The organism is Streptococcus sp. HMSC034E12 (assembly GCF_001835915.1).
GTDB classification, from domain to species: domain Bacteria; phylum Bacillota; class Bacilli; order Lactobacillales; family Streptococcaceae; genus Streptococcus; species Streptococcus vaginalis.
Genome location: NZ_KV826488.1, coordinates 1 through 24794 on the forward strand (window position 1 = coordinate 1; position 24794 = coordinate 24794).

Here is a 24794-nt window from a genome sequence, read left to right on the forward strand (position 1 = left end):
CATGTGTCGGCGGTTCGATTCCGTCTCGCGCCATATTAGTTTAATATCAGGAAGGGTAGCGAAGAGGCTAAACGCGGCGGACTGTAAATCCGCTCCTTCGGGTTCGGGGGTTCGAATCCCTCCCCTTCCATACCTTTACGGGCATAGTTTAAAGGTAGAACTAAGGTCTCCAAAACCTTCAGTGTGGGTTCAATTCCTACTGCCCGTGTTTATTGTGAATATGGCGGGTGTGGTGAAGTGGTTAACACACCAGATTGTGGCTCTGGCATGCGTGGGTTCGATCCCCATCACTCGCCTATTTTATATTATTGGGGTATAGCCAAGCGGTAAGGCAAGGGACTTTGACTCCCTCATGCGTTGGTTCGAATCCAGCTACCCCAGTTTAACTTTGCCGGCGTGGCGGAATTGGCAGACGCGCTGGACTCAAAATCCAGTGTCCGCAAGGACGTGCCGGTTCGACCCCGGCCGCCGGTATTGCTTGAGTTTAGAAAAAGTCTTGATACACAAGGCTTTTTTTGATATTTTTCTTTATCGTACCCCAAATTGTACCCCAATTATAGTCTATCCATGATAGATTCTACCTCTTTGAACTCTTTATCAATTCTTTCTGTCATAGTATGACCATATGCCTTTATCAACATTTGGATATCTTTATGACCTAAAATTTTAGCCACAACTCCCATATCTATATGACTATGAAGTAAATATGAGCCATAAGTGTGTCTAAGTCCTTGTTCTAGACCATAGTGAAAGAAGAGAAATTTCTCTTTGTTTTTATTTGTAGTAATGAGTTTATTCTTTTTCGTTCTTTTATCATGTTAGGCAGAACAGTAACTGTTTTATCATCTATTGGTACTGCTCGTATGGAGTATCATTTTTTGCTTTCGTCCCCCCATGTCGTAGTGTTATATCTTCTATGTGTGTATAAATAATGGTCTTCTAACTTTGTATCATCATCAGTTATATCACTTGCTTCTCCATACCTCATGCCTGTTTTAGCTATGATATATAGAACATGATATATAACTGTTGTCTCATAATCTAATTTTTCTTCCAGATAGTTTACTAATCTATGATAATCCTCAACACTATGAATATATTTTTCCTCGTTTTTTTGAGTTTCCTTTCCTGCAAAGCGTTCTACGTTACTTGTGAAATCATCAAGAACTATCTTATCAGATTGCACTAATTGTATAGTTTTTCTAATTGTTGAATTGATTCTACTTAAGTAATCATATCCAACAGTTTCCCCATGGATATTCATGGTTCTTTGATATTCTGTCGATTTTATATCAACTATTGCTTTATCTTCAAATAGTTTTTTTATTGTTTCTCCATAAATCTGCTAATTTTTCTTTATAACTTCTTTTTAAGTCTAACTTTTAAGACATACCAAGTTTGATATAATTCAAGTCAATGTTTGTTACAATTTTCTTTTCTTCCTTAATTGATTTGTGAGCTTATCTAGATCAATTAGAGTTTAAAAATTGAAAATTTGTAGTTGTTAGTCTCGTCTTCGAAAGGTTTCGACAATCCAATAGGCTGTTGAAGTAGTGAAGGAAGCAAACGAAGCTTTTAGTTTGAGTAGTGTTCGTCCAAGTTTGAAAAGCGAATGGTGTTGAGATTTGCTTTGCAAGCAACGTTAGCGATTTTTGTAAAAAGCAAGGTCGTACTTTGTGATAACTATATTGGGAGGAAAATATTTTTAAAAAAGCATTGACTTTGACCTAAGGGGAGGGTTTATAATGAGATTTGTAAGGAGGAAATGATGTATCAAATCAAAGAAGCTGCGCAGCTTTCAGGTGTTTCTGTCAAAATACTGCATCACTATGATAAAATAGGTTTGCTTGTGCAGCAAAAGTCTGAAAACGGGTATCGCCTTTATAGTGAAGCAGATTTAGAGCGCCTGCAAATTATTTTATTTTACAAATATCTTGGATTTTCTTTAAAGAAAATAGCAGAGCTGCTAAGTCAGGAAGAGCAGGAACTATTGCCTCACTTGAACAAGCAATTGCAGTTTTTGCAGCAGGAAAGGGAACATTTGGATACCTTGATTTCCACCTTACAAAAGACAATTCAAGCTCAAAAAGGAGAAAGAAAAATGACGACACAAGAAAAATTTGTTGGATTTACCTACGAAGATCATGCAAATTATTATCATCAAGCGGTTGAAACATACGGTCAAGAAGTAATGGACGATTCTCGTGCACGACAAGTTGGCAAAGAAACTGAGATGACGGAAGCATTTAACAAAGTTTTTCGCAATCTAGCTAACAATATGCAAAAAGGTCTAGCTGTGGAAGCACAAGAGAATTTATCAGAAGCCGAGCAGTTATTTCAAGCAATGAATACCTATGCCTTTGATTGCTCTCTGGAAGTTTTCGCTTTTATCGGAAAAGGCTATGTGGCAAATCCAGAATTTAAGAAAAATATTGACCAATTTGGAGTTGGAACAGCCCAATATGTAGCAGATATTATCCACATCTACGTTACACAAGCAAAATAAAAAATAGGGCAGGTGCCAACATGTTCTGCATGGTAGCATCTGCTCTATTTTTAGTATTCCACACTTCCAGCGACCCAGCCAGTACAGAGAGCGACTGTAATATTAAATCCACCAGTATGAGCATTGATGTCCAGCACTTCGCCAGCAAAATAAAGCCCAGGAACTAGTTTGCTTTCTAAAGTCTTGGGATTGATTTCCTTAAGACTGACACCGCCTTTGGTCACAAAAGATTTAGCTAGAGACATTTTGCCGGTAATAGGAATTGGTAGAGCTTTGAGTTGTTGAATGAGCTCTTCTTTTTCTTTTCCAGTCAATTGTTTGCCTTTTTTAAGGAATGGCTGCGCGAAAAAGTCTGCCAGACGTTCAGGAAGTAATTGTTTGAGGCTATTTTTGAGCGATTTTTCTCGGTTATTTTCTAAAAATGCTGCCAAATCTTCCGCAGAAAACTGTGGTAAGACATCTAAATAAATGGTTTCACCGCCTTTGAGGAAACTGGAGAACCGCAATGCGGCAGGACCTGACAAGCCGAAGTGGGTAAAAAGCAAGTCATGGGTAATGATGTGTTTATTATAACGAAGGGTGACATTGGCTAATGAAATCCCCTGTAAAGCCTTGTGTGGAAAATCTGTCAAAAGTGGGCTTTCTGCAGCTTCTAACTCTGTTATTGTATGGTTGAAATGGCGCGCAATCTCATAGCCAAAGCCAGTAGAGCCAGTTGAAGGATAGGATTTTCCACCTGTTGTGACAATCAATCGATCGCAGCTCCAAATGCGCTCACTTGACTTGATGATAAAGTAATCCGCATTTTTCTTTACAGAAACCACTTCCGTCTGGGTCATGATGGTGACGCCTAGCTCCTTCATTTTCCGTTCTAATGCTTCAATAATTGTAAAAGATTTATCTGTTGTTGGGAAAACTCGCCCGTGATCCTCTACTTTGAGTGCAACACCATTGTCAGTGAAAAAATTCATAATGTCATGATTGTCAAACTGGGAAAAGACGCTGTAGAGAAAGCGCCCATTTTCTGGTATGCCAGCTAATAAATCTTCTAAAGTGCCGTTATTCGTCACATTGCAGCGTCCGCCACCAGTTCCAGCGAGCTTCTTACCCAAGCGTTTATTTTTTTCTAAGAGCAGTGTCTTTTGTCCATGAAAGGAGCTGGAAATAGCAGCCATCATACCAGCTGGTCCTCCGCCTATCACGATTGTATCAAAATGGTTCATTGTGCTTCTTTCTTTAAATGAATATGTCAAATTTATTGTATCATAAATGTGATGAAATTCCTTGAAATCCAGAGCGAATTTGACAGTTAAGCCTTGATATGATAAGATTTAGGTATATATCTAGAAAAAGTTTCAGAGGAAATTATGGCAATTGAAAAGACAGTCAGCGAGCTAGCCGAGATTTTAGGGATTAGCCGTCAGGCGATGAACAATCGGGTCAAAACTCTTGCGCCCGAAGATACCGACAAGAATGAAAAAGGGGTCACCGTTGTGACGCGCAGCGGTTTGATAAAGCTGGAAGAAATTTACAAAAAGACGATTTTTGAAGATGAACCGGTCAGCGAAGATGTCAAGCAACGTGAACTCATGGAAATTTTGGTAGATGAGAAAAATGCAGAAATTGTGCGTTTGTATGACCAGTTAAAAGCAAAAGATGCTCAATTAGCTAAAAAAGATGAGCAATTGCGCGTGAAAGATGTGCAAATTGCTGAAAAAGACAAGCAATTAGACCAGCAGCAGCAATTGACTGCTAAGGCCATGAGTGAGCGTGAAACTTTGCTATTAGAATTGGACGAAGCTAAAGAAAAAGTGCAAGCACAAGAGCAGAAAGGTTTTTTTGCAAGATTGTTTGGACGATAGAGAGAATCTCGGTTGAAGAAACTGAGATTTTTTTATAGAATGAAAGATGTGATGAAAGAAAAAGTCGCAAAAAATATCAATATTCTTGCTTCTTTTTGCGGGAAGCGAGATTTACCAGAATTAACACAGAAAGCTTTAGAAGATAAATATAGCCTAAAACAGGCTGATGTCAGGGTGCTGTTTAGTAGGAGTATTCTAGTGGGTGGAGATTCCGACAGAGGTCAGAATAGCTTTTGAAGCATTAAAACAAGATTATGCTGACTTAATCCGTCTTATGCTGCGGCAGGTACTTTGCTTCATCAGACGGGTTAAATTTCTGTCGTATAACAATGTAGTTGGAGTGTTGTCTAGTCATCCTCTAGTTACTCTGGCTTTTATCCTCTTGTTTGTTGCCAATCTGTTGGTCGCTTATGTTCAAATCACACTTCTTTTTTTGGAGCGCACAATCTATTGACTCAAGACAAGCGAACCCTCTTGAAGTTTACCAAGAAAACCATAGCAGACAGTTTACTCATCTTAAAGCAGGCACGTCCTAGTAAAATCTTGTTTGTCTTGCTCTACATCGCTCTGCTCTTTCATTTTCTCCGAAAAATCCTCAAAATTTACTATCTAAACAAGATTTTAGTTCCAAATTTTATCTTAACTTATTTGAAAGAGACGTATTTTTGGGGGTGCTGTCGTCCTGCCCCTACTTGTATGGCTGATGTTATTGATTGCGGTCAAGCTGATGTTCGCCTTGCCCAAAATCTTTTTTGAAAATTCTTCCGTAAGAGAAACGGTGCGGTTCAGCTTAGAAAAGACCAAAAAACGAACTTTCTTTTATTCTTGGCAGTTGTTTTGGATTGTGACCAAGACTTTTCTCTTTTTTTTACAGCATGTTGCAGACGGTCATTCCAATCAAGTGGCAACGATTGCTGGTGTGATGAATTATGTGTTGCTGAAGAATGCTCACTATCTGATGTTGAGCTATTTCTTGATTAAATTTGTTTCTTTTCTGACTGAGCAAGGTTTGGCGGATTATCCGAGGAGGAAGTTCGATCGCGTTTTGCGCTGGCTTGTGATTTCCATTGCTTCTATATTCTTTGCTGTGGAAGGTTATATGTATCTCATTTTTCCATTAGAAACGGTTCCTGTTACGATTTCTCACCGAGGAGTGTCGCAGGAAAATGGTGTACAAAATACGATTCAGTCATTGGAAAAGACGGCTTTGCTGAAACTAGATTACATTGAAATGGATGTACAAGAAACAAAAGATGGTCAATTTGTCATGATGCATGATGCTAATCTTTTCAATTTGGCGGGTGTCAATGCAAGTCCACAGGATTTGACCATGGCAGAACTAACTGCTTTAGATGTTTCAGAAAATGGCTATCGGACCAAAATTTCCAGTTTTGATGCGTATCTCAAACGTGCCAACGAATTGGGACAGCGGTTGCTCATTGAAATCAAAACCAGCAAAAAAGATTCTTCGGATATGATGGAGCGCTTTTTGAAAAAATATGGCCCAACGATTAAAAAGTACGGTCATCAAATGCACTCATTGGACTATCGCGTGATTGAAAAAGTTGTGAAATACGATGCTAGCATTAAAAGCTTTTTTATCCTGCCTTATAATACAATCTTCCCACGAACCAAAGCCAGTGGTTATACTATGGAATACTCCACACTAGATGAAAACTTTGTTTCTAAGTTGTGGCAAGCAGATAAATTGCTCTATGATTGGACGGTCAACGATGTAAATAGCATTGCAAAATCTTTCCGCTTGAATGTTGACGGTATCATAACGGACGATGTTCAACTGGTACAAAGTTCCATTAAAGAGCTAAAAGACAATCCAAAATATACAGACTTACTCCTTAATAAAGCCTTTGATTTCTTTAATTTTACATAAAATAGCCCCCTCTTAGCAATGAACTAGGAGGGGGTGAGTTTTTTGAGATTTGTTTTAAAACGGCATTTTACCTGCAAAGGCACCTAATTTTTTCTTAGTTGCGGCATCAATTTCTACGAGGGCAGCGTTGATAGCTTGGGTTGTCATGTCAGATAAAGTTTCTAAGTCTTCTGGGTCAACAACAGCTTCTTGGAAGTCGATTTTGACGACTTTTTTGTCACCTGTAAGAGTTGCGACCACGAGATCTTGAGCGGATTTGCCAACAAATTCTGTCGCCACAAGCTCGGCTTGCCCTTTTTCCATTTGTTTTTGCAATTTTTGTGCTTGTTTCATCATTGATTGCATATTCATCATTGTTTTGGTTCTCCTTAATTTTCAAACATTAACATCTTATTTTACCATATCTGGCACATCTAAGCTAGAGTTTGCTAGGTCAATGGTCAAATGATAGTCGGTATTATCGCGGACGGTGTGCTCAAAGTCGGTTGTGTAGAGGACAAGGCGAAGTGTATCGCCTATTTTCATTTTGTAAATGGTTGGTTGCAATTCAAAAGAAAATTCTAACCATTGGTCTGGTGTGACTTCTTCAACTGTTAGCAAATCGTTGCGGTTTTGCAGATTGAGAAATCCTTTTGTCACAACGCGATGCGGTGTCTCTTTGAAAGGTAATTCCATTAAATGATCCAGCATATAAACGCGACCATTGTCCATGACTTTTGGTGTAAGGACGCCAGGAATTGGGGTGAGGCGTTTAGCTTGCCCAAGATCTAATAGCTGTGCAGAAATCAAGCCTTTATCGGTACTGGATTTTAGGCGCAGATTGAGCTTAGCGGGACCGTTAAGGAAAAGGTCTTTTTCTAAGGTGAAGTCAACGGTCACTTGATTGACTTTTCCGTCAAAGAGTTCATTTTTGAAGGTTTGATAGGTCTTGCTGAAACGCTTGTAGTCTGTATCAGAGTAAGCATTTTGAATATCTTGAGTAGTACTACCTAGATTGAAATGAGTGTAGTGCTCTTGATTGCCGAAATTCTTTAGTGACAGCCAGCTTTGTGCTTGACTATTGTCTTGCCAGATCACAGTTGGCAATTCAAAGTGGGAATTGTAGCCCAGCAGTTTCTTGCTGAGAAGTGCATTCATAGATTCACGAAAGTCAATGGATTGCCAATTGTTCATGTAAATGTGAGCGCCGTTGTGGAAAAATAAATGTTTTTTGATGTCTTGTGGCAGGGCGTGGAACATGTTGTACACATTGAGCGGCTTGACATTCCAGTCTTGGGAGCCATGAGTGAAGACGACTTCGGCTTTGACCTTGTGTGCGTGAATCAGATAGTTGCGGTCATGCCAAAATTGATTATAATCACCCGTTTCGCGCTCCAAGTTTGCTTTTAATGTTTTGAGGCTCTTTTGATACTCGACATTGTGACGAAGACGTTCGCCCGCTAGAAGATTGCGTGAGTAAGTTAATTCTGTCAAAGAGTCAAAATCTTCACCGGGATAGCCACCGGGGCTCGTCACTAAGCCATTTTCACGATAGTAATTGTACCAAGAAGAAATTCCAGCTTCAGCAATAATGACCTCAAGACCATCTACGCCAGTCGTAGCCAGTCCATTTGACAAGGTTCCAAGGTAAGAAATTCCTGTTGTAGCAACCTTTCCATTGGACCAAGTGGCTTTGATTTCTCGCTGTCTGGTATGGTCTGTGAACGCACGGCAACGACCGTTGAGCCAATCAATAACGTTTTTATAGGCTTCAATTTGATAATAATCTCCGCTGGTCATGAGGCCTTCAGAGTCCTTGGTTCCCACACCCGATACATATAGATTAGCAAAACCGCGTGAAAGCAAATAATCATTGAGCGTGTAAGTACCGATATGACCGAGTGTTTCTTCTGATTGCTCCACCAATACTGCTTGGCCTTGTGGTTCAACCAAGCAAACTTCAGAGTCATGGATGGTGATTTTTTCGGTCTCTTTTTTAACCAAATTCACATTCATGTTATAAAGTGCTTTGTCGCTGGCTTTGTCGTTGGTTCCTTGGTGATAAGGGCTAGCAGTCATGACAGCAGGAATTTGTCCATCAAAATGAGGACGAATGATGCTGACCTTAATCAAATCAGGCAGCTCATCTTCGTCGGTATCCACGCGCGATTCCACATAGACCACTTCGCGGATAGCATTATGGCTAGTAAAGGTCGCAAGACTTTTACCATTGAAATAGTGGTAGGTATTGTCTTCAGGGATCAATCCGTCGCTCACTAGTTTATCAATCAAGAGATTGCCGTTTTTGGTGCGTGTGTTGAGCAATTGATAGAGATTTTCGAGTAGATTTCCATAGGTAATGGGAAAGTTTATGTCCTTGCGGAATATTTTTACATCATCAAAGTCAACAAAGGGCACAAATTCCAGTAATTGAAAAGCAATCGTATAAAAAATCTCTGCTGTCAATTCTTGCTTGGACGTAAAAAAGCTGAGTAAGTCTGTATTTGAATTGGCAACCAAAGACTTTAAAGCATAGTCTGTATTTTTATAATTAAAAAAAGTTCTACGTACAAAAGTTTCTAAATTTTCTTTATCAGAATGCTCTGGGCGGAAAGAAAATCCAATGCTTTCCATTTCAGCTAGGATTTTTTCGCTTGTTTCTGGTGTATAACTATACTGGTTGTAACGCATATTTTTACTCCTTTTTTACATTTTGTCAAAAAATAACCTTTACATTATACATTGTAACTGATAAAATAAGATTTGTCTAAAATTTTTTTAATTAAAGAGGAGAACAAAAATGGATGTCACATGGATTGTGAAATATATTACAGAGTTCCTTGGAACGGCAATTCTCATTATTTTGGGGAACGGGGCTGTTGCCAACGTTGAATTAAAGGGAACCAAAGGTCATCAAAGCGGCTGGTTAGTCATTGCAGTTGGTTATGGTATGGGGGTTATGATTCCTGCTCTTATGTTTGGAAATGTATCAGGGAATCATATCAATCCTGCATTCACACTAGGACTTGCGATTAGCGGATACTTCCCTTGGGCACAAGTTGCGCCTTACATTATTGCACAATTATTGGGAGCGATATTTGGACAAGCGTTAGTAGTAGCAAGTCACCGCCCTTACTATTTGCAAACAACAAATCCTAATGCGATTTTGGGATCATTCTCAACTATTGTAAATACGGATGACGGAAGCAAGAAATCACATGCTGCTTCTATGATAAATGGTTTTGTCAATGAATTTATTGGTTCATTTATCTTGTTCTTTGCAGCAATGGCCATGACCAAAAACTATTTTGGTGCAGAAGTTGTTAAATATGCTGCTACTCGTGGAGTGGATGCTACTCAAATCCAAGGAAAAGTTGCAATTGGTTCTCACATCAATGCCGGACTTGCTGTTGCCCACTTAGCACTTGGTTTCCTTGTCATGGCATTGGTAACGTCACTTGGTGGTCCTACAGGTCCAGGTTTGAACCCTGCACGTGACTTAGGTCCGCGTATTCTTCATTTCCTTCTTCCAAAATCAGTTCTTGGTAAGCACAAAGGAGATTCAAAATGGTGGTATGCTTGGGTGCCAGTCGTATCTCCAATTCTTGCCGGTATTGCTGCAGTAGCACTTTACAAGATAATTTATGGATAAGTTGTCAAAAAAGAAACGGTTCGTTACGAGCCGTTTTTTGATAACGAAGAGATAAGATTGAGCGAAAAAATAGATAAGTGACTAGACGCTTGCTAAGATAAAATACTATACTAAAGAGTAAGGATAACAACAGTAATGGGAGTGAGACAGCAAAACTGATTTTTTTCAAAGTAGCAATTTTTGTCTCATTCCTACCTTTTATTTGGGAGAGATGAAATGGAATTAGATAAACTAAGTGGGAGACGGACTCTATTGTTCGGTATTTTGGCGATTCTTTTTGGCGTTATTATTATTGCAAACGGTGTTGATTTTGCAAAATTTGCCCTAGATTTATTGGTCATTTACTTTTTATTTGTTGGAGTTATCAATCTTTTTTTCCGTTTCTTAGTGAAGCAAAATCGTATCAGTCTTGGTTCTGCCCTCCTCCATGTTTTGGTAGGGCTGGTTGTTGGCTTTCTTAACCGTGCCAGCAATCTGCCAGTCAATATTGTCATTATTATATTGGGCTGTTATCAGCTGTGTACAGCGGCAATCTATGGTATTACATATCTTCTTTATCGGCAGAATAAGTTAAAAGGTGGTTTTCGTTATCTTTTTGATACCTTTCTCTATGGTGGGATTGGCCTGACACCTGTCTTTTCTCCCAGCACGGACGGTAGGATGCAATTTTTGATTGTTGGTATTTATCTGATATTACTAGGCTTTTCTAACGTTCGAGACGGTCTTATGTTCAACACCGATGTGGAGAAAAAACAACTTCGACGCCGTATTCGGATTAACCTGCCTATCATTATCGCTGCCTTTTTCCCAGCAGAGCAACTGAATCGTTTTAATCGTTTTTGGCAAGGTGAAAAAAGGAAACCACAAAAGGTTTATAGTCGTGTCCGAGACGAGGAAAAGCCCATTGACTTAGAGGTGCTGATCCATACGTCAGACCAGAATCTTTTTGGGATGATTGGGCATGTTGATATTTGCTATAAAGGAAAAGTTGTTTCCTATGGTAGTTATGATGTTTTTTCAGAGCGTTTATTCGGCACGATTGGAGACGGTGTCTTGTTTAAAGTAGATAAAGATGCTTATATTGACTTGTGCAAAGAAGAAAGCAAAAAAACCTTGTTTGGCTATGGTTTATCTCTGACTGATGAACAGAAGCGCGCTGTGGAGAAGCGGTTGGCTGAGATTGATGAGTTGCTGGAAGTCTGGAATCCACCAGCAGATTTGAAAGATGGTAAGCGCACGTACGCTTATAAGTTGAAGCATGAGTTGGGTGGTCGTTTATATAAGTTTAAAACAAGTCGTTTTAAGACTTATTTTATCTTGTCTACCAATTGCTGTCTGCTAGCCGATAGCATTATCGGACAGGCTGGAACAGCCATTTTAGATATGCGTGGGATTATTGCGCCGGGAACTTATCAGTCTTACCTTCAATATGAATTTGAGTCGGCAAATGAGCTGGTAGTGGCACAAAATATTTATCAGTAATAGCACAATTTTTTCTATTTTTACATAAATATTTGTAAAATACACAAAAATTATTTAAAATAGAAAGGCTTGGAGGAATTTATGTGTTCAACAAATAAAAGTGTAAATACGATACCAGTATTAAAAATCAATAATCGAAAAAACAATCTCGCATTTTATTGTCAAACTTTAGGAATGAAAAATTTGCTAGAGGAAGGAGCTTTTGTCAGCCTTGGAGATCAGACAAAAGTTGAAAAATTGCAGCTAGAGGAGTCGCCCAGTATGCGCACTCGCAAAGTTGTTGGGACTAAGAAATTAGCGAAAATTGTCATCAAAGTAGCCAATCCACGAGAAATTGAAGCACTTTTAGCGCGTGGCAGCAAGGTAGATTATCTTTACCAAGGTGATAATGGCTATGCTTTTGAAGCAACTTCACCAGAAGGAGATAGATTTTTGCTGCATAGCGAGAAAGACTGGACAGCCTTACAGAGAGTGATGATAGCACCAGCATTTGCGCCATTAGAGGATTTTGTTGGGCTCAGTCAATTTACTATAGAGCAGATTCATATCAATGCTCCAGATAAGGAAAAAGCAGTCACTTTTTATCAGGAATGGCTAGGAAATCAGTCTATTCTAACATTCTCACAAGCAAGCGGACCAGATTTGCTGACGGAGAGTACTCAAACTTGGGATTTGGCAATGGTTAAATTTACAGTTGAGCAATTTGATGTGGAAGCATTGCGTGATTTATTTCAAGGAAGAGAAAATTTTATACCTAAATCGGGCAAATTTTTCCTGACCAAAGATGAGAGCCAAATTGAAGCTTGGATTGAAGCGGTATGAGTTCAAGCAAGATACTCTCAAAAGTCGGAGAACAGATAGCACAACAAATCTATCCTGGAGCTAGCTTAGCTTTGTATACTCGTGGAGAGTGGCAAGAATATTATCTTGGTGAGAGCAATCCTGAGCGAGGTGAGAAGACTCAAGCAGGACTGGTCTATGACTTAGCGAGTGTCAGCAAGGTTGTGGGTGTCGGAACGATTTTGGCTGTTCTATTCCATGAGGAAAAACTAGATTTAGATGCACCGCTAACACAATATTATCCCGCTTTTCATGACAATTCTGTCACGGTAGGTCAGCTGGCTGCTCACACATCAGGGCTAGATCCCTTTATCCCCAATCGAGATGCACTCAATGCGGTCGAATTGAAAGAGGCGCTAAATCATTTGAAAGTGCTTGATAACAAGCATTTTCGTTATACTGATGTAAATTTTTTGTTGCTAGGTTTTATGGTAGAAGAAATTTTTCATTCTTCTTTGAGTGACATTTTTGAGCGGAAAATTTTTCAGTCTTGGGGTATGAAAGAAACAACGTTTGGACCTGTTGCGCAAGCGGTGCCAACGGTTCGCGGTGTGAAGGCGGGAGTTGTACATGACCCCAAAGCGCATGTGTTGGGCAGACATGCTGGTAGTGCAGGCTTGTTTTCGACAGTTCGGGATTTGGAGCTCTTTTTGGAGCATTATTTACAGGATGACTTTGCAGCAACTTTGACAAAAAATTTCTCAAAGGAGATTGGAAAAACACGCAGTCTTGCTTGGGATTTAGACAAAGAGTGGTTGCAGCACACAGGCTATACTGGAACGTTTATTATGTTTAATCGTTTACAGCAGAAAGCGGTCATCTTCCTTTCCAACCGAACGTATGAGAAAGACGAACGTGCACAATGGATTTTAGACCGCAATGAGCTCATGGATTTGATTAAACAAAATCTGTAAAATGAAGACAGTTAGGATAAGAGCTGGATTTCCTGCTCTTTTCGCTGTTTTAAAAGTTGAAATAAATTAGTTTGGAATATAAAAGGAATTGACTACTAACGATCGCTTTTTTCTATGAATTATATTAAAATAATAGATGAAGTATTGTGATGTAGAGAGAATATGACAAAAAAAGTAGGTGTCGGTCGGGCACATAGTAAGATTATTTTGATAGGGGAGCATGCCGTTGTCTATGGCTACCCTGCTTTGGCTCTACCTTTAACTAATATTGAAGTGACTTGTCGCATTTTGCCGTCAGATCATGCGTGGATTTTGTATGAAGAAGATACTCTTTCTATGGCGGTTTTTGCTTCTTTGGAATTTCTAGGGGTGCAAGAGGCTTATATTCGCTGTGAGATTGAGTCCATGGTGCCTGAAAAACGCGGAATGGGTTCTTCTGCGGCAGTGAGCATTGCTGCGATTCGAGCTGTTTTTGATTATTATGAACAGGAGTTGGATAGGGAAACTCTGGAGATTTTAGCAAATCGGGCAGAGATGATTGCCCACATGAATCCGAGTGGTTTGGATGCTAAGACTTGCTTGAGCGATCATGCTATTAAATTTATTAAAAATGTTGGTTTTTCAGAGTTTGAGACGAATCTTGGAGCTTATCTTTTGATTGCAGACACAGGGATTTATGGACATACACGAGAAGCGATTCAAAAGGTGGAAAGTATTGGAAGAAGGGCTTTGCCACATTTGCATCAGCTTGGAAAATTAACCAATGAAGTTGAAGAAGCTTTGAAAGTAAAAGATTTAGAGAGAATCGGGATAGCCATGTCAGAAGCTCACCTCAGCTTAAAAAATCTAGACGTGAGTTGCCCTGAAGCCGATTGGCTTGTTGCTACAGCGCAAGAAAATGGAGCACTTGGTGCGAAAATGAGTGGTGGTGGTCTAGGTGGCTGCATTATCGCTCTAGTGGCGAGCAAAGAAAAGGCTGTCAGTTTGGCTGATTTATTGAGGGAGAAAGGAGCGGTAAACACATGGATCGAAAGTCTGTAAAGGTGCGGTCTTATGCCAATATTGCCATTATCAAATATTGGGGTAAGAAAGATACTGTCAAGATAATTCCTGCAACGAGCAGTATTTCTTTGACCTTGGAAAATATGTACACAGAAACAACTCTGTCTAGCTTACCAGCGAGTGCTCAGTCAGATGAATTTTATATCAATGGTGTTCTGCAAGATCAAGCTGAACATAAAAAAATGCGCAATATTGTAGATCGTTTTCGCCCTCAAGGAGCTGGATTTGTACGCATTGATACAAAAAATAATATGCCGACAGCAGCGGGGCTTTCATCTAGTTCAAGCGGTTTGTCTGCGCTCGTTAAGGCTTGTAATGACTTTTTTGAATTGCACTTGTCCACAAAAGAGCAAGCACAAAAAGCAAAATTAGCTTCTGGGTCTTCCTCACGGAGTTTTTATGGACCGATTGCAGCTTGGGACAAGGATAGCGGAGAGATTTATCCAGTAAAGACAGATTTGAAATTAGCGATGATAATGCTGGTTTTGTATGATCATAAAAAGCCGATTTCAAGTCGTGAGGGAATGAAACGCTGTGCAGAAACCTCCACGACATTTAGTGATTGGGTGAGACAGTCCGAAGAAGATTATAAAGCCATGTTGACTTATTTGTCTAACAATGATTTTGCTAAGGTGGGAGAATTAACAGAAAAAAATGCGCTTGCCATGCATGCTACCACTCAGACAGCAACGCCAGCGTTTTCTTACCTGACCGAAAAAAGCTATGAAGCAATGGACTTCATCAAACAATTACGCAGTCAAGGAGAGCACTGCTATTTCACCATGGATGCAGGACCAAATGTAAAGGTTTTGTGTTTAGAAGAAGATTTGGAACATTTAGTACCAATATTTGCTGAAAGATATCATCTCATTGTTTCTAAAACGAAGGAATTACCAGATGACTAAGACAGTAAGAACATGTGGGAAATTATATTTAGCAGGAGAATATTCTGTCTTGACGGCAGGGCAAGGAGCGATTCTGAAAAATATTCCGATTTATATGACGGGAAAAATTCATTTTTCTGAACGTTATCAGTTGTTTTCAGATATGTTTGACCATACTGTGGATTTGACACCTGATGATGAGTACAGTCTCATTCAGGATACGGTTGCTGTTATGAATGAGTTTTTACAAATTCGATTCATTTCACTACGTCCCTTTTTCTTAACCATTACTGGAAAAATGGAGCAAGATGGAAAAAAATTTGGTCTTGGCTCTAGTGGGAGTGTCGTAGTTTTAACCATACGAGCAATAACAGCCTTGTATGGTCTGGCGTTATCTGCTGAGGAAACCTTTAAGCTGGCAGCCTATGTCCTTCTTAAACGTGGGGACAATGGCTCAATGGGAGATGTGGCTTGTATCGCTTATGAGGACTTGATTTATTACCAATCTTTTAATCGAAAAAAAATAGCAGAGCAGATCAATGAGCTTCCTTTAGAAAAGATAGTGACACAAGATTGGGGATACATTATCCGGACAATCCATCCACAGCTTCCATGTGATTTCCTCGTGGGCTGGACGAGAGAACCAGCTATTTCTAGCGTTCTCATCAATCAAGTCAAAGCAAAAATCTCATCAAGCTTTTTAACACAAACGCAAGAAGAAGTCCTTCGACTGGAGAAAGCGTTGTTTGTTGGTGAGAAAGAAATTGTGAAGCAAAGTCTAGAAAAAGTTAGTTGCCTCCTGCTGCAACTGAGCCCTGCTATTTATAATGAAAAATTGAGAGCTTTAAAAAGGTCTAGTCAAGGATTGGACTGTGTGGCAAAAAGCAGCGGTGCTGGCGGTGGTGATTGTGGCATAGCCTTGTCTTTTGATTCCGAAGCCAGTCAAATCTTAGTGGAGCGTTGGCAAGCGGCAGGAATCGAGGTTTTATATAAGGAGAGGTGGGATAGATGAGCCGAAATCGTAAAGATGAACACATAAGATATGCGCTTGAGTACGATTCGCCTTATAATAGTTTTGATGACATGGAGCTTATTCATTGCTCGCTTCCTAAGTATGATTTGGGCGAGATTGATTTGACGACGCAGTTTGCAGGCAGAGATTGGGAATTTCCGTTTTACATCAATGCTATGACAGGTGGAAGTGAGAAAGGGAAAGACATCAATCAGCGCTTGGCACAAGTTGCAGAAGCTTGCGGTATTCTTTTTGTCACAGGATCTTACAGCGCTGCCTTGAATAACCCAACAGATGATTCTTATGCTGTCAGCAAAGGCAAGTCCGACCTGCTCCTTGCAACGAATATTGGAGTGGATAAGCCGTATTCCTTAGGGCAGCAGGCAATCACAGACCTTCACCCTCTTTTTTTGCAAGTGCATGTCAATCTCATACAAGAATTGCTCATGCCAGAAGGAGAACGTTCTTTTAAAACTTGGCGAGCACATTTAAAAGACTATGCAGAGCAAAGTTCAGTTCCAGTAGTATTGAAAGAGGTTGGCTTTGGTATGGATTTGGCAACGATCGAAATTGCTTATGACCTCGGTATTCGAACGGTTGATCTTTCTGGTCGTGGCGGAACGAGCTTCGCTTATATTGAAAACAGACGCGGCGGCAATCGAGACTATCTCAATGATTGGGGACAATCTACGCTTCAAGCCTTACTAAATGCTCAGCCGATGATGGATAAAATGGATATTTTGGTGAGTGGTGGCGTACGGCAGCCGCTTGATATGGTGAAGGCTTTTGTGTTAGGAGCTAAGGCTGTAGGACTTTCACGCACCATGTTAGAATTGATTGAAACGCATTCGGTGGATGAAGTCATCACGATTGTAAACGGTTGGAAAGAAGATTTGCGCTTGATTATGTGTGCACTTGGTTGCCAAAATTTGAGAGAGCTAAGACAAGTGCCTTATCTTTTGTATGGACGTTTGCGAGAAGCACAAGGTCAACTAAATAAAGAAATCCGATGAGTTTTTTCACTTATCGGATTCTTTTTTTCTATGATTTTTGACGAATGTTTTCTAAAATTTCTTGTGCTCTTTTGAGACTAAAATGTTTCTCAGAAACGAGCTGAGAAATCAGAGGAGCGATTTCTGTATCCTTAGCTCCTGCTAAAAGAGCTAGAGATTTGGCTTGTAGCTTCATGTGACCGTGCTGAATGCCGGTGCTGACCAGCGCTTTTAGAGCCGCAAAATTTTGCGCTAAGCCGATAGACGCAATAATACTGGCGAACTCTTTTGCGGTTGGTTGTTTTAGCAAATCGAAGCTAACTTCCACCGTAGGATTGAGCCCAATGGAACCCCCTTTTGTAGCAATAGGGAGCGGGAGAGTAATCTCTCCGCAGAGCGTTTGAGTGGCTTCCTTGATTGACCAAGTAGTCAATCCTTGATAGGAACCATTTCTACTAGCATAGGTATGCGCGCCTGCTTCAATCGCCCGCCAGTCATTTCCTGTCGCTAATACGACAGCATCAATTCCATTGAAAATGCCTTTGTTGTGGGTGCTGGCGCGATAAGGATCTTGCTTGGCAAATTGGCTTGCTAACACTATTTTCTTAGCAATATCAAGGGCTTCTGACTTATTTCGGTCGAGAAAACGGATATCAATTTCACAGGTGGCAGTTACTAAGGCTTCCGTTGCATAATTTGATAGAATTGCCATCAAGCTTTCACCGCCAGTCAACTCTTCTAATGGTGTTTTCAACGCTTCTAGCATGGTATTGAGGATATTGGCTCCCATAGCTTCTTGGGTGTCAACTGTTAGATAAACGACTAAAAATTCAGCTTCGCCATTTAGCCATTCTACACGTAAATCGCATGCGCCGCCACCGCGGTTGACAATCGATGGGTGTGCTTGATTGGCCAATTCTAATAACTCTTGCTTGTGGTTTTGGATATTTTTTATAGCTACTTCAATATTTGCTACTTGATAGAGAGCAACTTGTCCAATCATTTGGCGATTGTGAATAGTCGTTTTGAAGCCCCCAGAGCGCTTAATAATTTTTGCTGCAAAGCTGGCAGCCGCAACGACAGAGGGCTCTTCTGTTACGAAAGGTACTTGATAAACTTCCTCGTCTACCACAACATCAGGAACGAAAGAGTAGGGCAGAGCAAATGTCGCCAGAACATTTTCGCTCATTTGGTCGGCTGTTGAGAGAGGGAGCATGTGATTATGCTCAAGGTTTGTTTGATTATCCTCGTTTAGTAAGTGATAGTCTTTTAAAATTTGCAAACGTTCTTGAAGCGATTTTTTTGAAAAGCCCGTCCAACTTATTTTCATATTATTTTTCCACCTTGATATATCTGCGTTGGTGCTCAACAATTTCTGCTAAAGCAAAGTCTTGATTTTCATAGTTCGTAAAGCTGGCCGATCCATTTTCATCCAGACTTGCTTCTTCAAAAAATATTTTCTCGTAATCTGGAATGCTTAAAGGCGTGCGCTTGTTGAGTATTTCCATACGATTGGTTTCAAGCTGTTGCTCAAAGCCTGCTACGAGCTGCCCACTAAAGATTTCTGATACAGCTCCGCTTCCGTAGCTAAAGAGCGCAATGCGGTCACCTGCTTTGAGTGTTGTACTATTTTCAAGCAGGGAAAGGAGACCTAAAAAGAGAGAACCAGTATAAATGTTACCTACTTTTTGGCTGTAAAGAATGGATTGCTCAAAATTTTCTTGCAGTTGTGCTTGTTGCTCGCTTGGCAAACTCTTATCCATAATCTTTTTCATACCCTTTAAAGCTAATTTAGGATAAGGCAAATGGAAGCAAACTGCTGCAAAATCTTTTAAGGACACTTGATTGTGCTTTTGGTACTCCGCCCAAGTTGTTTTTAGACTGTCTAAATACTGTTGTGTAGAATACATGCCATTGACAAACGGCGTTGTCGAATAATTTGGCCGCCAAAAGTCCATAATATCTCGTGTTTGAGCAACATTGTCTTCATTAAAACTGAGAATCCGTGGATTACTTGTGATGAGCATAGCCACTGCTCCAGCTCCTTGTGTTGGCTCTCCTGGTGTCTCAATACCGTATTTGGCAATATCGCTTGCAATGACCAACACCTTTGAGTTAGGGTGTTTTTCGACGTGCAACTTCGCATAATCTAGTGCAGCAGTAGCGCTATAGCAAGCCTCTTTCATTTCAAAACTACGCGCAAAAGGCTGAATTCCGAGTAGACCATGAACAAAAACAGCAGAAGCCTTACTTTGGTCAATCCCAGATTCGCTGGCTACGATGACCATGTCAATAGCTTGCTTATCTTCTTCGTTCAAAATAGACGCTGCTGCACTCGCTCCCATGGTTACAATATCCTCTGTGACAGGGGCGATACTAATTTCTTTTAATAAAAGTCCCTTACTTAGTTTTTCTGGGTCAATGTTACGTGCGGCTGCTAAATTTTCTAATTTTAATACATAATTGGCTGTTGCAAAGCCAATTTTATCAATTCCAATGTTCATCATTACCTCTATATATTTTTCGGTTTGATACCAAACTTATTCTATTCCATTTTATCATAATTAAAGTGGAAACTGAGAAAAAAGCCTTCTTACGAAAAGAAAGACTTGGGACATTTTCAGGAGTTATGTCGAATTATGAGGAGCGATGCTTTTGCAGATAATGGTAGAGTCTGAGCACCACCGTACCACTTGCCATTCCAATTGAAATGACCAAGGCTAAAATCACCACCAAGGTAGCATTAATCATAGCATGACTATAATCTCCAGTGACAAAAAAGGCCGTTGTACGATAAGAAAGATAGCCCGGAACCAATGGAGCTAAAATGGCTAAGATAAAGACGACAGCAGGGGTTTTATAAAGAATGCTCAAAACTTGACTAATGCAAGATCCGATAATAGCTGCGATAAACGTAGCAATAATCACATTTGTTGGACCTTTTAATACATAATACAAAAGCCAGATGAACATTCCAAGGATTCCTCCTGGAATGAGCATTCTTTTTTGAATATTTAAAACGATTAAGAACATTACAATTGCAAGAAAACTTGCTGCAGCTTGTAGTAAGACAGTCAATGGCTTCACCTTTTATTTCATTAAGACGAGAGCTACGGAAGTGCCAGCTCCGAGTGCCAAAGTGATCAACAGCGTTTCAAAGATTTTGCTCATTCCGGAGTTGAGATGATTGGTCATCAAATCACGCACGGCATTGGTCAGAGCAATACCGGGAACAAAAGGCATGACAGCACCAGCGATGATTAAGTCCGCACTGGAAGGAAAGCCAGAATAGCGCGCCCAGATCTGTGCCAGCAGACCAAAAATAAAAGCTCCGGCAAAAGCTGTGACAAAAGGAATGCGCACGTATTTATTGACCGAAAGAGAAAAGGCAAAGCCAAAGAAGGTCGCAAGAGCAGCGCCGAGCGCATCATAGAGATTGCCACCAAACATTATAGAGAAAAAAGGGGCACTAATAGTAGCAGCAAATGTCAGTTGCCTGTTTGTGTAAGGTGTCTTTTTCTTTTTTAGCTGAGTTAATTTCTCAAAAGCATCTTCAAGACTGATGTCCCCGCTAACCAGTTCACGCGATACTTGATTGACATCGCACACTTTTTCGATATTGTAATTTGAATGAGTAATGCGTTTCATACGCGAAATATTGGTGTTTTCAATTGAAAAGAAAATGGCAACTGGCATTGCGAGTGCATTACAATCCATAATTCCTTGAGAATGAGCAATCCGAATCATGGTATCTTCAACCCGATAAATTTCAGAACCACTTTGAAGCAGAAGCGTACCTGCTAACATCAGGACATCAACGGTTAGATTAAATTTGTCTTCCCTTTCTACATCTTTTTTCTCCACCATTTTTACACCCTTTTCTTTTAATTAACAATACCTCTATTATAGCATAAAAAAGAAGAAAACCAGTTGGAAATTCCAGCTGGTTTTTGAGAATAGAATTGAATTAGCTAAGGGCATCATCCATTGAAAGCACTTCGTGGAAGACACGTTGAGTCAATTCAGTTTTTTGTTCTTTAGTAAGGTATTTGGTATTGACACAGTAACCTGAGATACGAACGATAACATCTTCACCATTCATAATCTTATCATAGACATCCTTCAAGTCCATAACGTTCAAGTTGACGTGCTGTCCTCCATTTTCAAAGTAACCATCAAGAATCGTTACCAAGTTATCTACTTGTTCTTCGCGCGTTTTACCAAGAGCACGAGGTGAAACTTGTGTCGTCAATGAAATACCGTCTGCTGCATAACCAAAGTCAAGGCTAGCTAGTGAGTTGAGATTTTGCAACCAACCACCACGAGCTTTGTTAGAAGGGTTTGCACCTGGTGAGAAGAATTCCAATTTAGACAAGTTAACACTGCCGTCTTCATTGAGATAAACCCCTTTGTGAACTGGAGAGTTACCAGTTTGTTTAGAGTAAGCAACGTTTGAAGTGATCGTCAAGAGTGATACAGTTGCTTCAGCGTTCTTGTAAAGTCTGTGGCTACGAAGACGAGTTGTGTAGGCTTCAATCAACCATTCGGCTAATTCGTTTGAGCGAGGATCGTCTTCACCCCAACGTGGATATTCGCCAGTAGTTTCGTAGTCGTAGATATAACCATTTTCGTCACGGATTGGTTTGACTGTCGCATACTTAATAGCTGACAATGTATCAACTGTATTGGCAAATCCACAGATACCAAATCCCATATTAGCACGTTGATGGGTTGGTAAGAAGGCCATTTGAACAGCTTCGTAGTTGTACTTGTCTGTCATGTAGTGAATGATGTTCAAAGCATCTACATAAGTGTCTGTCAACCAATCAAGTGATTTTTCAAAGTTTGCCTTAACAGATTCAAATTCAAGTACTTCGTCGCTGATAGGGTCAATATCAAATACTTTGTAATCTTTATGAACATCATCGTAACCACCGTTAAGACCTGTAAGAAGAGCTTTTAACACGTTTACACGAGCACCGAAGTACTGGATGTTGTGACGTTGGTCTTCGTTTTCTGGGTCAAGTGGTGATACACAGCATGAAATACAACTCATTTCACCATAGCCATCTTTCGCCATTGTTGTTACACCTTCGTATTGGATAGAAGAGTGTTTGTGACTCATGTGCATGCAGTAATGACGGAATGAGTAAGGAAGTTTATCTGTCCAAAGAACTGTCAAGTTTGGCTCTGGTGAGTTACCGATATTGTCAAGTGTATTCAAGAAACGGTAGTCCATTTTTGTCACACGGTGACGACCATCATTTCCCATACCTGCCATAGATGTTGTGATGAAGGTTGGGTCACCTGAGTAGAGTTGATCGTATGCTTTTGTACGAGCAAATTTTACAGTACGAAGTTTCAAGACGAAATCATCAACAAATTCTTGGATTTCTGATTCTGTGAAAGTACCACGAGCAAGGTCGCGTTCTGCATAAATGTCAAGAACGATTGGCACACGTCCAAGAGAAGTAGCAGCACCATTTACGACACGGCAGACAGCCATGAAAGCGACATTCACCCATTGGATAGCTTCTTTTACATTCATTGCAGGTCTACGAACATCAAGTCCGTAAAGGTCACCCAGGCGGACAACTTCTTTCAATGATTGGTATTGAAGGTTGACTTCTTCGCGAAGACGAATAGTTTCTTCATCAATGTCTGTCAAAGCATTCCAATCTTCGACTTTTTCTGCCATCAAGTAATCTGCACCGTAAAGAGCAAGACGTGCGTAAACACCAATGATACGTCCACGTGAATAAGCATCTGGCAAACCTGTTACAGTGTGTGCGTGACGTGCACGACGGATATTTGTTGTGTAGGCACGGAAAATACCGTCATTTACAGTTGTTACGTATTTTGTGAAGATTTCATGCATCTTAGGATCTGGTTCATAGCCATGTTCCTTCAAAGCAGTTTCCGCCATACGGATACCACCTTTTGGCATGAAGTTTAATTTGAACAATTCATCATTTTGGATACCATAAATCAATTCATTATCTTTGTCAATGTATCCAGCTGGAATATCAGCGATTGAAGTAGCACGTGTATCCATTGGGAAACGTGTTTCTTCATAATGTGCTTTTGTATCTTCGATAATTTTTTTAATGTGAAGAGAGCGTTCAGTTGGACCAGCTAAGAAACTTTCATCTCCGTCATAAGGAGTGTAGTTTGCCTGTACAAAACGAGATACGCTAGCTTTTTCGCGCCAATCTTCCCCTTTGAAGCCTTCCCAGGCTTTGTCAAAAACATCCTGTGCTTCGACAACAGTTTTAACAACCATGTTTTTTTCCTCTTGTATCTTTCTAGTAACACAAATCTGTTACATTTATAAAACAAGTATATCATATAGTAATCGTTTCCACAAATGAAACCTGGCCATAAAAGCACTTTCTTTTATAATACAGATTAAAAAATCAGCGTAAATTGTATTATATTTTTGAAAAAATCAGCATATTTTCAAATATTTTGGAAAAAATGATAAAAATTGTATAATGGAGGAAAGAAAAGAGTCAAGAAAGGAGCTGTATTGATGTTAATTTTTCCCTTAATCAATGATACGTCTCGGAAAATCATTCACATTGATATGGATGCCTTTTTTGCCTCCGTAGAAGAAAGAGACAATCCAGCACTAAAAGGCAAGTCGGTTATCATCGGAGCTGACCCTCGCTTGACAGGCGGACGAGGCGTTGTTTCGACTTGCAATTATGAGGCACGAAAGTTTGGTGTTCACTCAGCCATGAGCTCCAAAGAAGCTTATGAGCGTTGTCCACAGGCGATTTTCATTTCGGGAAATTATGAGAAATATCAGGCAGTCAGTCAGCAAATTCGAGCCATTTTTAAACGATATACAGATGTGATTGAGCCAATCAGTATTGATGAAGCCTATCTGGATGTGACCAAAAATAAGTTAGGTATGAAATCTGCTGTCAAGATAGCCAAGCTAATCCAGCATGAGATTTGGACAGAGCTTCATTTGACCAGTTCTGCTGGTGTGTCCTACAATAAATTTTTGGCAAAAATAGCTAGTGACTATGAAAAACCTCACGGTTTGACGGTTATTTTGCCAGAAGAAGCAGAAGCTTTTCTCTCTCAAATGGATGTGGCAAAGTTTTACGGTGTTGGAAAAAAGACGGTGGAAAAGCTGCATGATATGGGCGTTTACATAGGAGCAGATTTATTAGAAATTCCTGAGATGACCTTGATTGACTTGTTTGGCCGATTTGGATTTGACCTTTATCGCAAGGCAAGAGGAATCAGCAATTCACCAGTAAAAGTCAACCGTATTCGTAAGTCTATCGGCAAGGAAAGAACTTATGGGAAATTGCTCCATAACGAAGACGACATAAAAAAGGAGCTGACCCTTTTATCACAAAAGGTAGCTCGTAGTTTAAAAAAGCATGGAAAATCTGGTAGGACGATTGTTCTGAAGATTCGCTATGCGGATTTTTCAACATTGACAAAAAGGCAGAGCTTAGCGACAAGAACGCAAGATGCGGAGCAGATTGAGCGCATTGCACATGAGATTTATGATAGCTTGGACGAGCAGACAAAAGGTGTGCGTCTTTTAGGAGTGATAGTGACAGGATTTGGGATGTAAAAAAGTTTGGGATGGGGAGTTCCAAACTTTTTGGGCTCTATAATTTCTGTAATGGGTAACACTACTGCAGAGATTATGGAGTTATTTTTCTACCATTTGTCAAGCAATTCAATGTTTT

19 protein-coding genes, 5 tRNA genes and 3 pseudogenes are annotated in these 24794 nt (G+C 40.0%); 18 read left to right on the forward strand and 9 right to left on the reverse strand.

The annotated features are described in order from the left end of the window. The first annotated feature begins 49 nt into the window (after positions 1-49). The 5 genes from HMPREF2574_RS09865 to HMPREF2574_RS09885 all read left to right on the forward strand — a co-directional run bounded on the left by HMPREF2574_RS09865 (position 50) and on the right by HMPREF2574_RS09885 (position 474). Positions 50-130, forward strand: a tRNA-Tyr gene (locus tag HMPREF2574_RS09865). A gap of 7 nt (positions 131-137) precedes the next feature. Then, a tRNA-Trp gene (locus tag HMPREF2574_RS09870) sits at positions 138-208 on the forward strand. 15 nt (positions 209-223) lie between these two features. Then, a tRNA-His gene (locus HMPREF2574_RS09875) sits at positions 224-296 on the forward strand. 13 nt (positions 297-309) lie between these two features. Continuing rightward, a tRNA-Gln gene (locus HMPREF2574_RS09880) sits at positions 310-381 on the forward strand. Positions 382-390: 9 nt separating this feature from the next. Next, positions 391-474, forward strand: a tRNA-Leu gene (locus tag HMPREF2574_RS09885). Positions 475-554: 80 nt separating this feature from the next. Here HMPREF2574_RS09885 and HMPREF2574_RS10490 read toward each other — a convergent pair. Continuing rightward, a pseudogene (locus tag HMPREF2574_RS10490) lies at positions 555-1404 on the reverse strand (site-specific integrase); the annotation flags it as partial. A gap of 364 nt (positions 1405-1768) precedes the next feature. Between HMPREF2574_RS10490 and HMPREF2574_RS09895 the strand changes: the two are divergent. Continuing rightward, complete coding sequence (locus HMPREF2574_RS09895) at positions 1769-2506, forward strand: MerR family transcriptional regulator (RefSeq protein ID WP_070812534.1); 738 nt, start codon at positions 1769-1771, stop codon at positions 2504-2506. Between the two features lie 50 nt (positions 2507-2556). Here the strand turns inward: HMPREF2574_RS09895 and HMPREF2574_RS09900 are convergent, their stop codons facing one another. Beyond that, positions 2557-3729 (reverse strand): aminoacetone oxidase, encoded by a 1173-nt coding sequence (locus HMPREF2574_RS09900; protein ID WP_024053182.1) that lies wholly within the window; start codon positions 3727-3729, stop codon positions 2557-2559. 144 nt (positions 3730-3873) lie between these two features. Between HMPREF2574_RS09900 and HMPREF2574_RS09905 the strand changes: the two genes are divergently transcribed. From HMPREF2574_RS09905 to HMPREF2574_RS09915, 3 genes and pseudogenes are all read left to right on the forward strand, one after another. Beyond that, positions 3874-4368, forward strand: coding sequence for a DUF536 domain-containing protein (locus tag HMPREF2574_RS09905; protein ID WP_003027119.1), 495 nt, complete (start codon positions 3874-3876; stop codon positions 4366-4368). 39 nt (positions 4369-4407) lie between these two features. Then, positions 4408-4578 (forward strand): annotated as a pseudogene (locus tag HMPREF2574_RS09910) (YdcF family protein); the annotation flags it as partial. A gap of 69 nt (positions 4579-4647) precedes the next feature. Then, a pseudogene (locus tag HMPREF2574_RS09915) lies at positions 4648-6259 on the forward strand (glycerophosphoryl diester phosphodiesterase membrane domain-containing protein); the annotation flags it as partial. Between the two features lie 54 nt (positions 6260-6313). Here HMPREF2574_RS09915 and HMPREF2574_RS09920 read toward each other — a convergent pair. Next, the gene (locus tag HMPREF2574_RS09920; RefSeq protein ID WP_024053178.1) at positions 6314-6613 is read right to left on the reverse strand and encodes a YbaB/EbfC family nucleoid-associated protein; all 300 of its coding nucleotides are present in this window, start codon (positions 6611-6613) and stop codon (positions 6314-6316) included. 36 nt (positions 6614-6649) lie between these two features. After that, positions 6650-8929 carry a Xaa-Pro dipeptidyl-peptidase gene (locus tag HMPREF2574_RS09925; protein WP_070812535.1) on the reverse strand — a complete coding sequence of 760 codons (2280 nt, stop codon included), beginning with the start codon at positions 8927-8929 and terminating at the stop codon, positions 6650-6652. Positions 8930-9038: 109 nt separating this feature from the next. Between HMPREF2574_RS09925 and gla the strand changes: the two genes are divergently transcribed. From gla to fni, 8 genes are all read left to right on the forward strand, one after another. Further along, positions 9039-9890 (forward strand): aquaglyceroporin Gla, encoded by an 852-nt coding sequence (gla, locus tag HMPREF2574_RS09930; RefSeq protein WP_024053176.1) that lies wholly within the window; start codon positions 9039-9041, stop codon positions 9888-9890. A gap of 216 nt (positions 9891-10106) precedes the next feature. Continuing rightward, the gene (locus tag HMPREF2574_RS09935) at positions 10107-11372 is read left to right on the forward strand and encodes a hypothetical protein (protein ID WP_070812536.1); all 1266 of its coding nucleotides are present in this window, start codon (positions 10107-10109) and stop codon (positions 11370-11372) included. An 81-nt stretch (positions 11373-11453) separates the two neighbouring features. Further along, a complete protein-coding gene (locus HMPREF2574_RS09940; RefSeq protein WP_024053175.1) occupies positions 11454-12194 on the forward strand; it encodes a CppA N-terminal domain-containing protein in 741 nt (246 codons plus the stop codon). Continuing rightward, positions 12191-13126 carry a serine hydrolase domain-containing protein gene (locus tag HMPREF2574_RS09945; RefSeq protein ID WP_024053174.1) on the forward strand — a complete coding sequence of 312 codons (936 nt, stop codon included), beginning with the start codon at positions 12191-12193 and terminating at the stop codon, positions 13124-13126. The genes HMPREF2574_RS09940 and HMPREF2574_RS09945 overlap by 4 nt, the downstream gene beginning before the upstream one ends. Positions 13127-13288: 162 nt before the next feature. Continuing rightward, on the forward strand, positions 13289-14167 hold the full coding sequence (gene mvk / locus HMPREF2574_RS09950) for a mevalonate kinase (protein WP_070584595.1): 879 nt from the start codon (positions 13289-13291) through the stop codon (positions 14165-14167). Continuing rightward, the gene (gene mvaD, locus HMPREF2574_RS09955) at positions 14149-15093 is read left to right on the forward strand and encodes a diphosphomevalonate decarboxylase (protein WP_024053172.1); all 945 of its coding nucleotides are present in this window, start codon (positions 14149-14151) and stop codon (positions 15091-15093) included. The genes mvk and mvaD overlap by 19 nt, the downstream gene beginning before the upstream one ends. After that, positions 15086-16084, forward strand: a complete 999-nt coding sequence (locus HMPREF2574_RS09960) for a phosphomevalonate kinase (RefSeq protein WP_024053171.1) — start codon at positions 15086-15088, stop codon at positions 16082-16084. The genes mvaD and HMPREF2574_RS09960 overlap by 8 nt, the downstream gene beginning before the upstream one ends. Continuing rightward, positions 16081-17097, forward strand: coding sequence for a type 2 isopentenyl-diphosphate Delta-isomerase (fni, locus tag HMPREF2574_RS09965; protein ID WP_024053170.1), 1017 nt, complete (start codon positions 16081-16083; stop codon positions 17095-17097). Before HMPREF2574_RS09960 ends, fni begins: the two co-directional genes overlap by 4 nt. Positions 17098-17125: 28 nt before the next feature. On the opposite strand, the gene HMPREF2574_RS09970 is transcribed toward fni, so the two are convergent. The 5 genes from HMPREF2574_RS09970 to pflB form a co-directional block, all read right to left on the reverse strand. Further along, the gene (locus tag HMPREF2574_RS09970) at positions 17126-18406 is read right to left on the reverse strand and encodes a hydroxymethylglutaryl-CoA reductase, degradative (protein WP_070241495.1); all 1281 of its coding nucleotides are present in this window, start codon (positions 18404-18406) and stop codon (positions 17126-17128) included. Between the two features lies 1 nt (position 18407). Next, on the reverse strand, positions 18408-19580 hold the full coding sequence (locus HMPREF2574_RS09975; RefSeq protein ID WP_024051457.1) for a hydroxymethylglutaryl-CoA synthase: 1173 nt from the start codon (positions 19578-19580) through the stop codon (positions 18408-18410). Between the two features lie 133 nt (positions 19581-19713). Continuing rightward, a complete protein-coding gene (locus HMPREF2574_RS09980; protein ID WP_101749897.1) occupies positions 19714-20163 on the reverse strand; it encodes a threonine/serine exporter family protein in 450 nt (149 codons plus the stop codon). Between the two features lie 3 nt (positions 20164-20166). Continuing rightward, a complete protein-coding gene (locus HMPREF2574_RS09985) occupies positions 20167-20943 on the reverse strand; it encodes a threonine/serine exporter family protein (protein WP_024051455.1) in 777 nt (258 codons plus the stop codon). 100 nt (positions 20944-21043) lie between these two features. Then, entirely contained in the window at positions 21044-23359 is a 2316-nt protein-coding gene (pflB, locus tag HMPREF2574_RS09990; protein WP_024051454.1) for a formate C-acetyltransferase, read from the reverse strand. 249 nt (positions 23360-23608) lie between these two features. On the opposite strand from pflB, the gene dinB reads away from it, so the two are divergent. Beyond that, positions 23609-24676, forward strand: coding sequence for a DNA polymerase IV (dinB, locus tag HMPREF2574_RS09995; protein ID WP_024051453.1), 1068 nt, complete (start codon positions 23609-23611; stop codon positions 24674-24676). Positions 24677-24794: the final 118 nt, after the last annotated feature.

What these genes read in the sequence shown, in the direction of transcription:
- HMPREF2574_RS09970 (WP_070241495.1), bottom strand. Translation starts at nt 18,406, where the DNA reads ATGAAAATAAGTTGGACGGGCTTTTCAAAAAAATCGCTTCAAGAACGT.
- HMPREF2574_RS09905 (WP_003027119.1), top strand. Translation starts at nt 3,874, where the DNA reads ATGGCAATTGAAAAGACAGTCAGCGAGCTAGCCGAGATTTTAGGGATT.
- fni (WP_024053170.1), top strand. Translation starts at nt 16,081, where the DNA reads ATGAGCCGAAATCGTAAAGATGAACACATAAGATATGCGCTTGAGTAC.
- mvk (WP_070584595.1), top strand. Translation starts at nt 13,289, where the DNA reads ATGACAAAAAAAGTAGGTGTCGGTCGGGCACATAGTAAGATTATTTTG.
- HMPREF2574_RS09985 (WP_024051455.1), bottom strand. Translation starts at nt 20,943, where the DNA reads ATGGTGGAGAAAAAAGATGTAGAAAGGGAAGACAAATTTAATCTAACC.
- pflB (WP_024051454.1), bottom strand. Translation starts at nt 23,359, where the DNA reads ATGGTTGTTAAAACTGTTGTCGAAGCACAGGATGTTTTTGACAAAGCC.
- HMPREF2574_RS09945 (WP_024053174.1), top strand. Translation starts at nt 12,191, where the DNA reads ATGAGTTCAAGCAAGATACTCTCAAAAGTCGGAGAACAGATAGCACAA.
- HMPREF2574_RS09960 (WP_024053171.1), top strand. Translation starts at nt 15,086, where the DNA reads ATGACTAAGACAGTAAGAACATGTGGGAAATTATATTTAGCAGGAGAA.
- gla (WP_024053176.1), top strand. Translation starts at nt 9,039, where the DNA reads ATGGATGTCACATGGATTGTGAAATATATTACAGAGTTCCTTGGAACG.
- dinB (WP_024051453.1), top strand. Translation starts at nt 23,609, where the DNA reads ATGTTAATTTTTCCCTTAATCAATGATACGTCTCGGAAAATCATTCAC.
- HMPREF2574_RS09940 (WP_024053175.1), top strand. Translation starts at nt 11,454, where the DNA reads ATGTGTTCAACAAATAAAAGTGTAAATACGATACCAGTATTAAAAATC.
- HMPREF2574_RS09900 (WP_024053182.1), bottom strand. Translation starts at nt 3,729, where the DNA reads ATGAACCATTTTGATACAATCGTGATAGGCGGAGGACCAGCTGGTATG.
- HMPREF2574_RS09895 (WP_070812534.1), top strand. Translation starts at nt 1,769, where the DNA reads ATGTATCAAATCAAAGAAGCTGCGCAGCTTTCAGGTGTTTCTGTCAAA.
- HMPREF2574_RS09925 (WP_070812535.1), bottom strand. Translation starts at nt 8,929, where the DNA reads ATGCGTTACAACCAGTATAGTTATACACCAGAAACAAGCGAAAAAATC.
- HMPREF2574_RS09975 (WP_024051457.1), bottom strand. Translation starts at nt 19,580, where the DNA reads ATGAACATTGGAATTGATAAAATTGGCTTTGCAACAGCCAATTATGTA.
- HMPREF2574_RS09920 (WP_024053178.1), bottom strand. Translation starts at nt 6,613, where the DNA reads ATGATGAATATGCAATCAATGATGAAACAAGCACAAAAATTGCAAAAA.
- mvaD (WP_024053172.1), top strand. Translation starts at nt 14,149, where the DNA reads ATGGATCGAAAGTCTGTAAAGGTGCGGTCTTATGCCAATATTGCCATT.
- HMPREF2574_RS09935 (WP_070812536.1), top strand. Translation starts at nt 10,107, where the DNA reads ATGGAATTAGATAAACTAAGTGGGAGACGGACTCTATTGTTCGGTATT.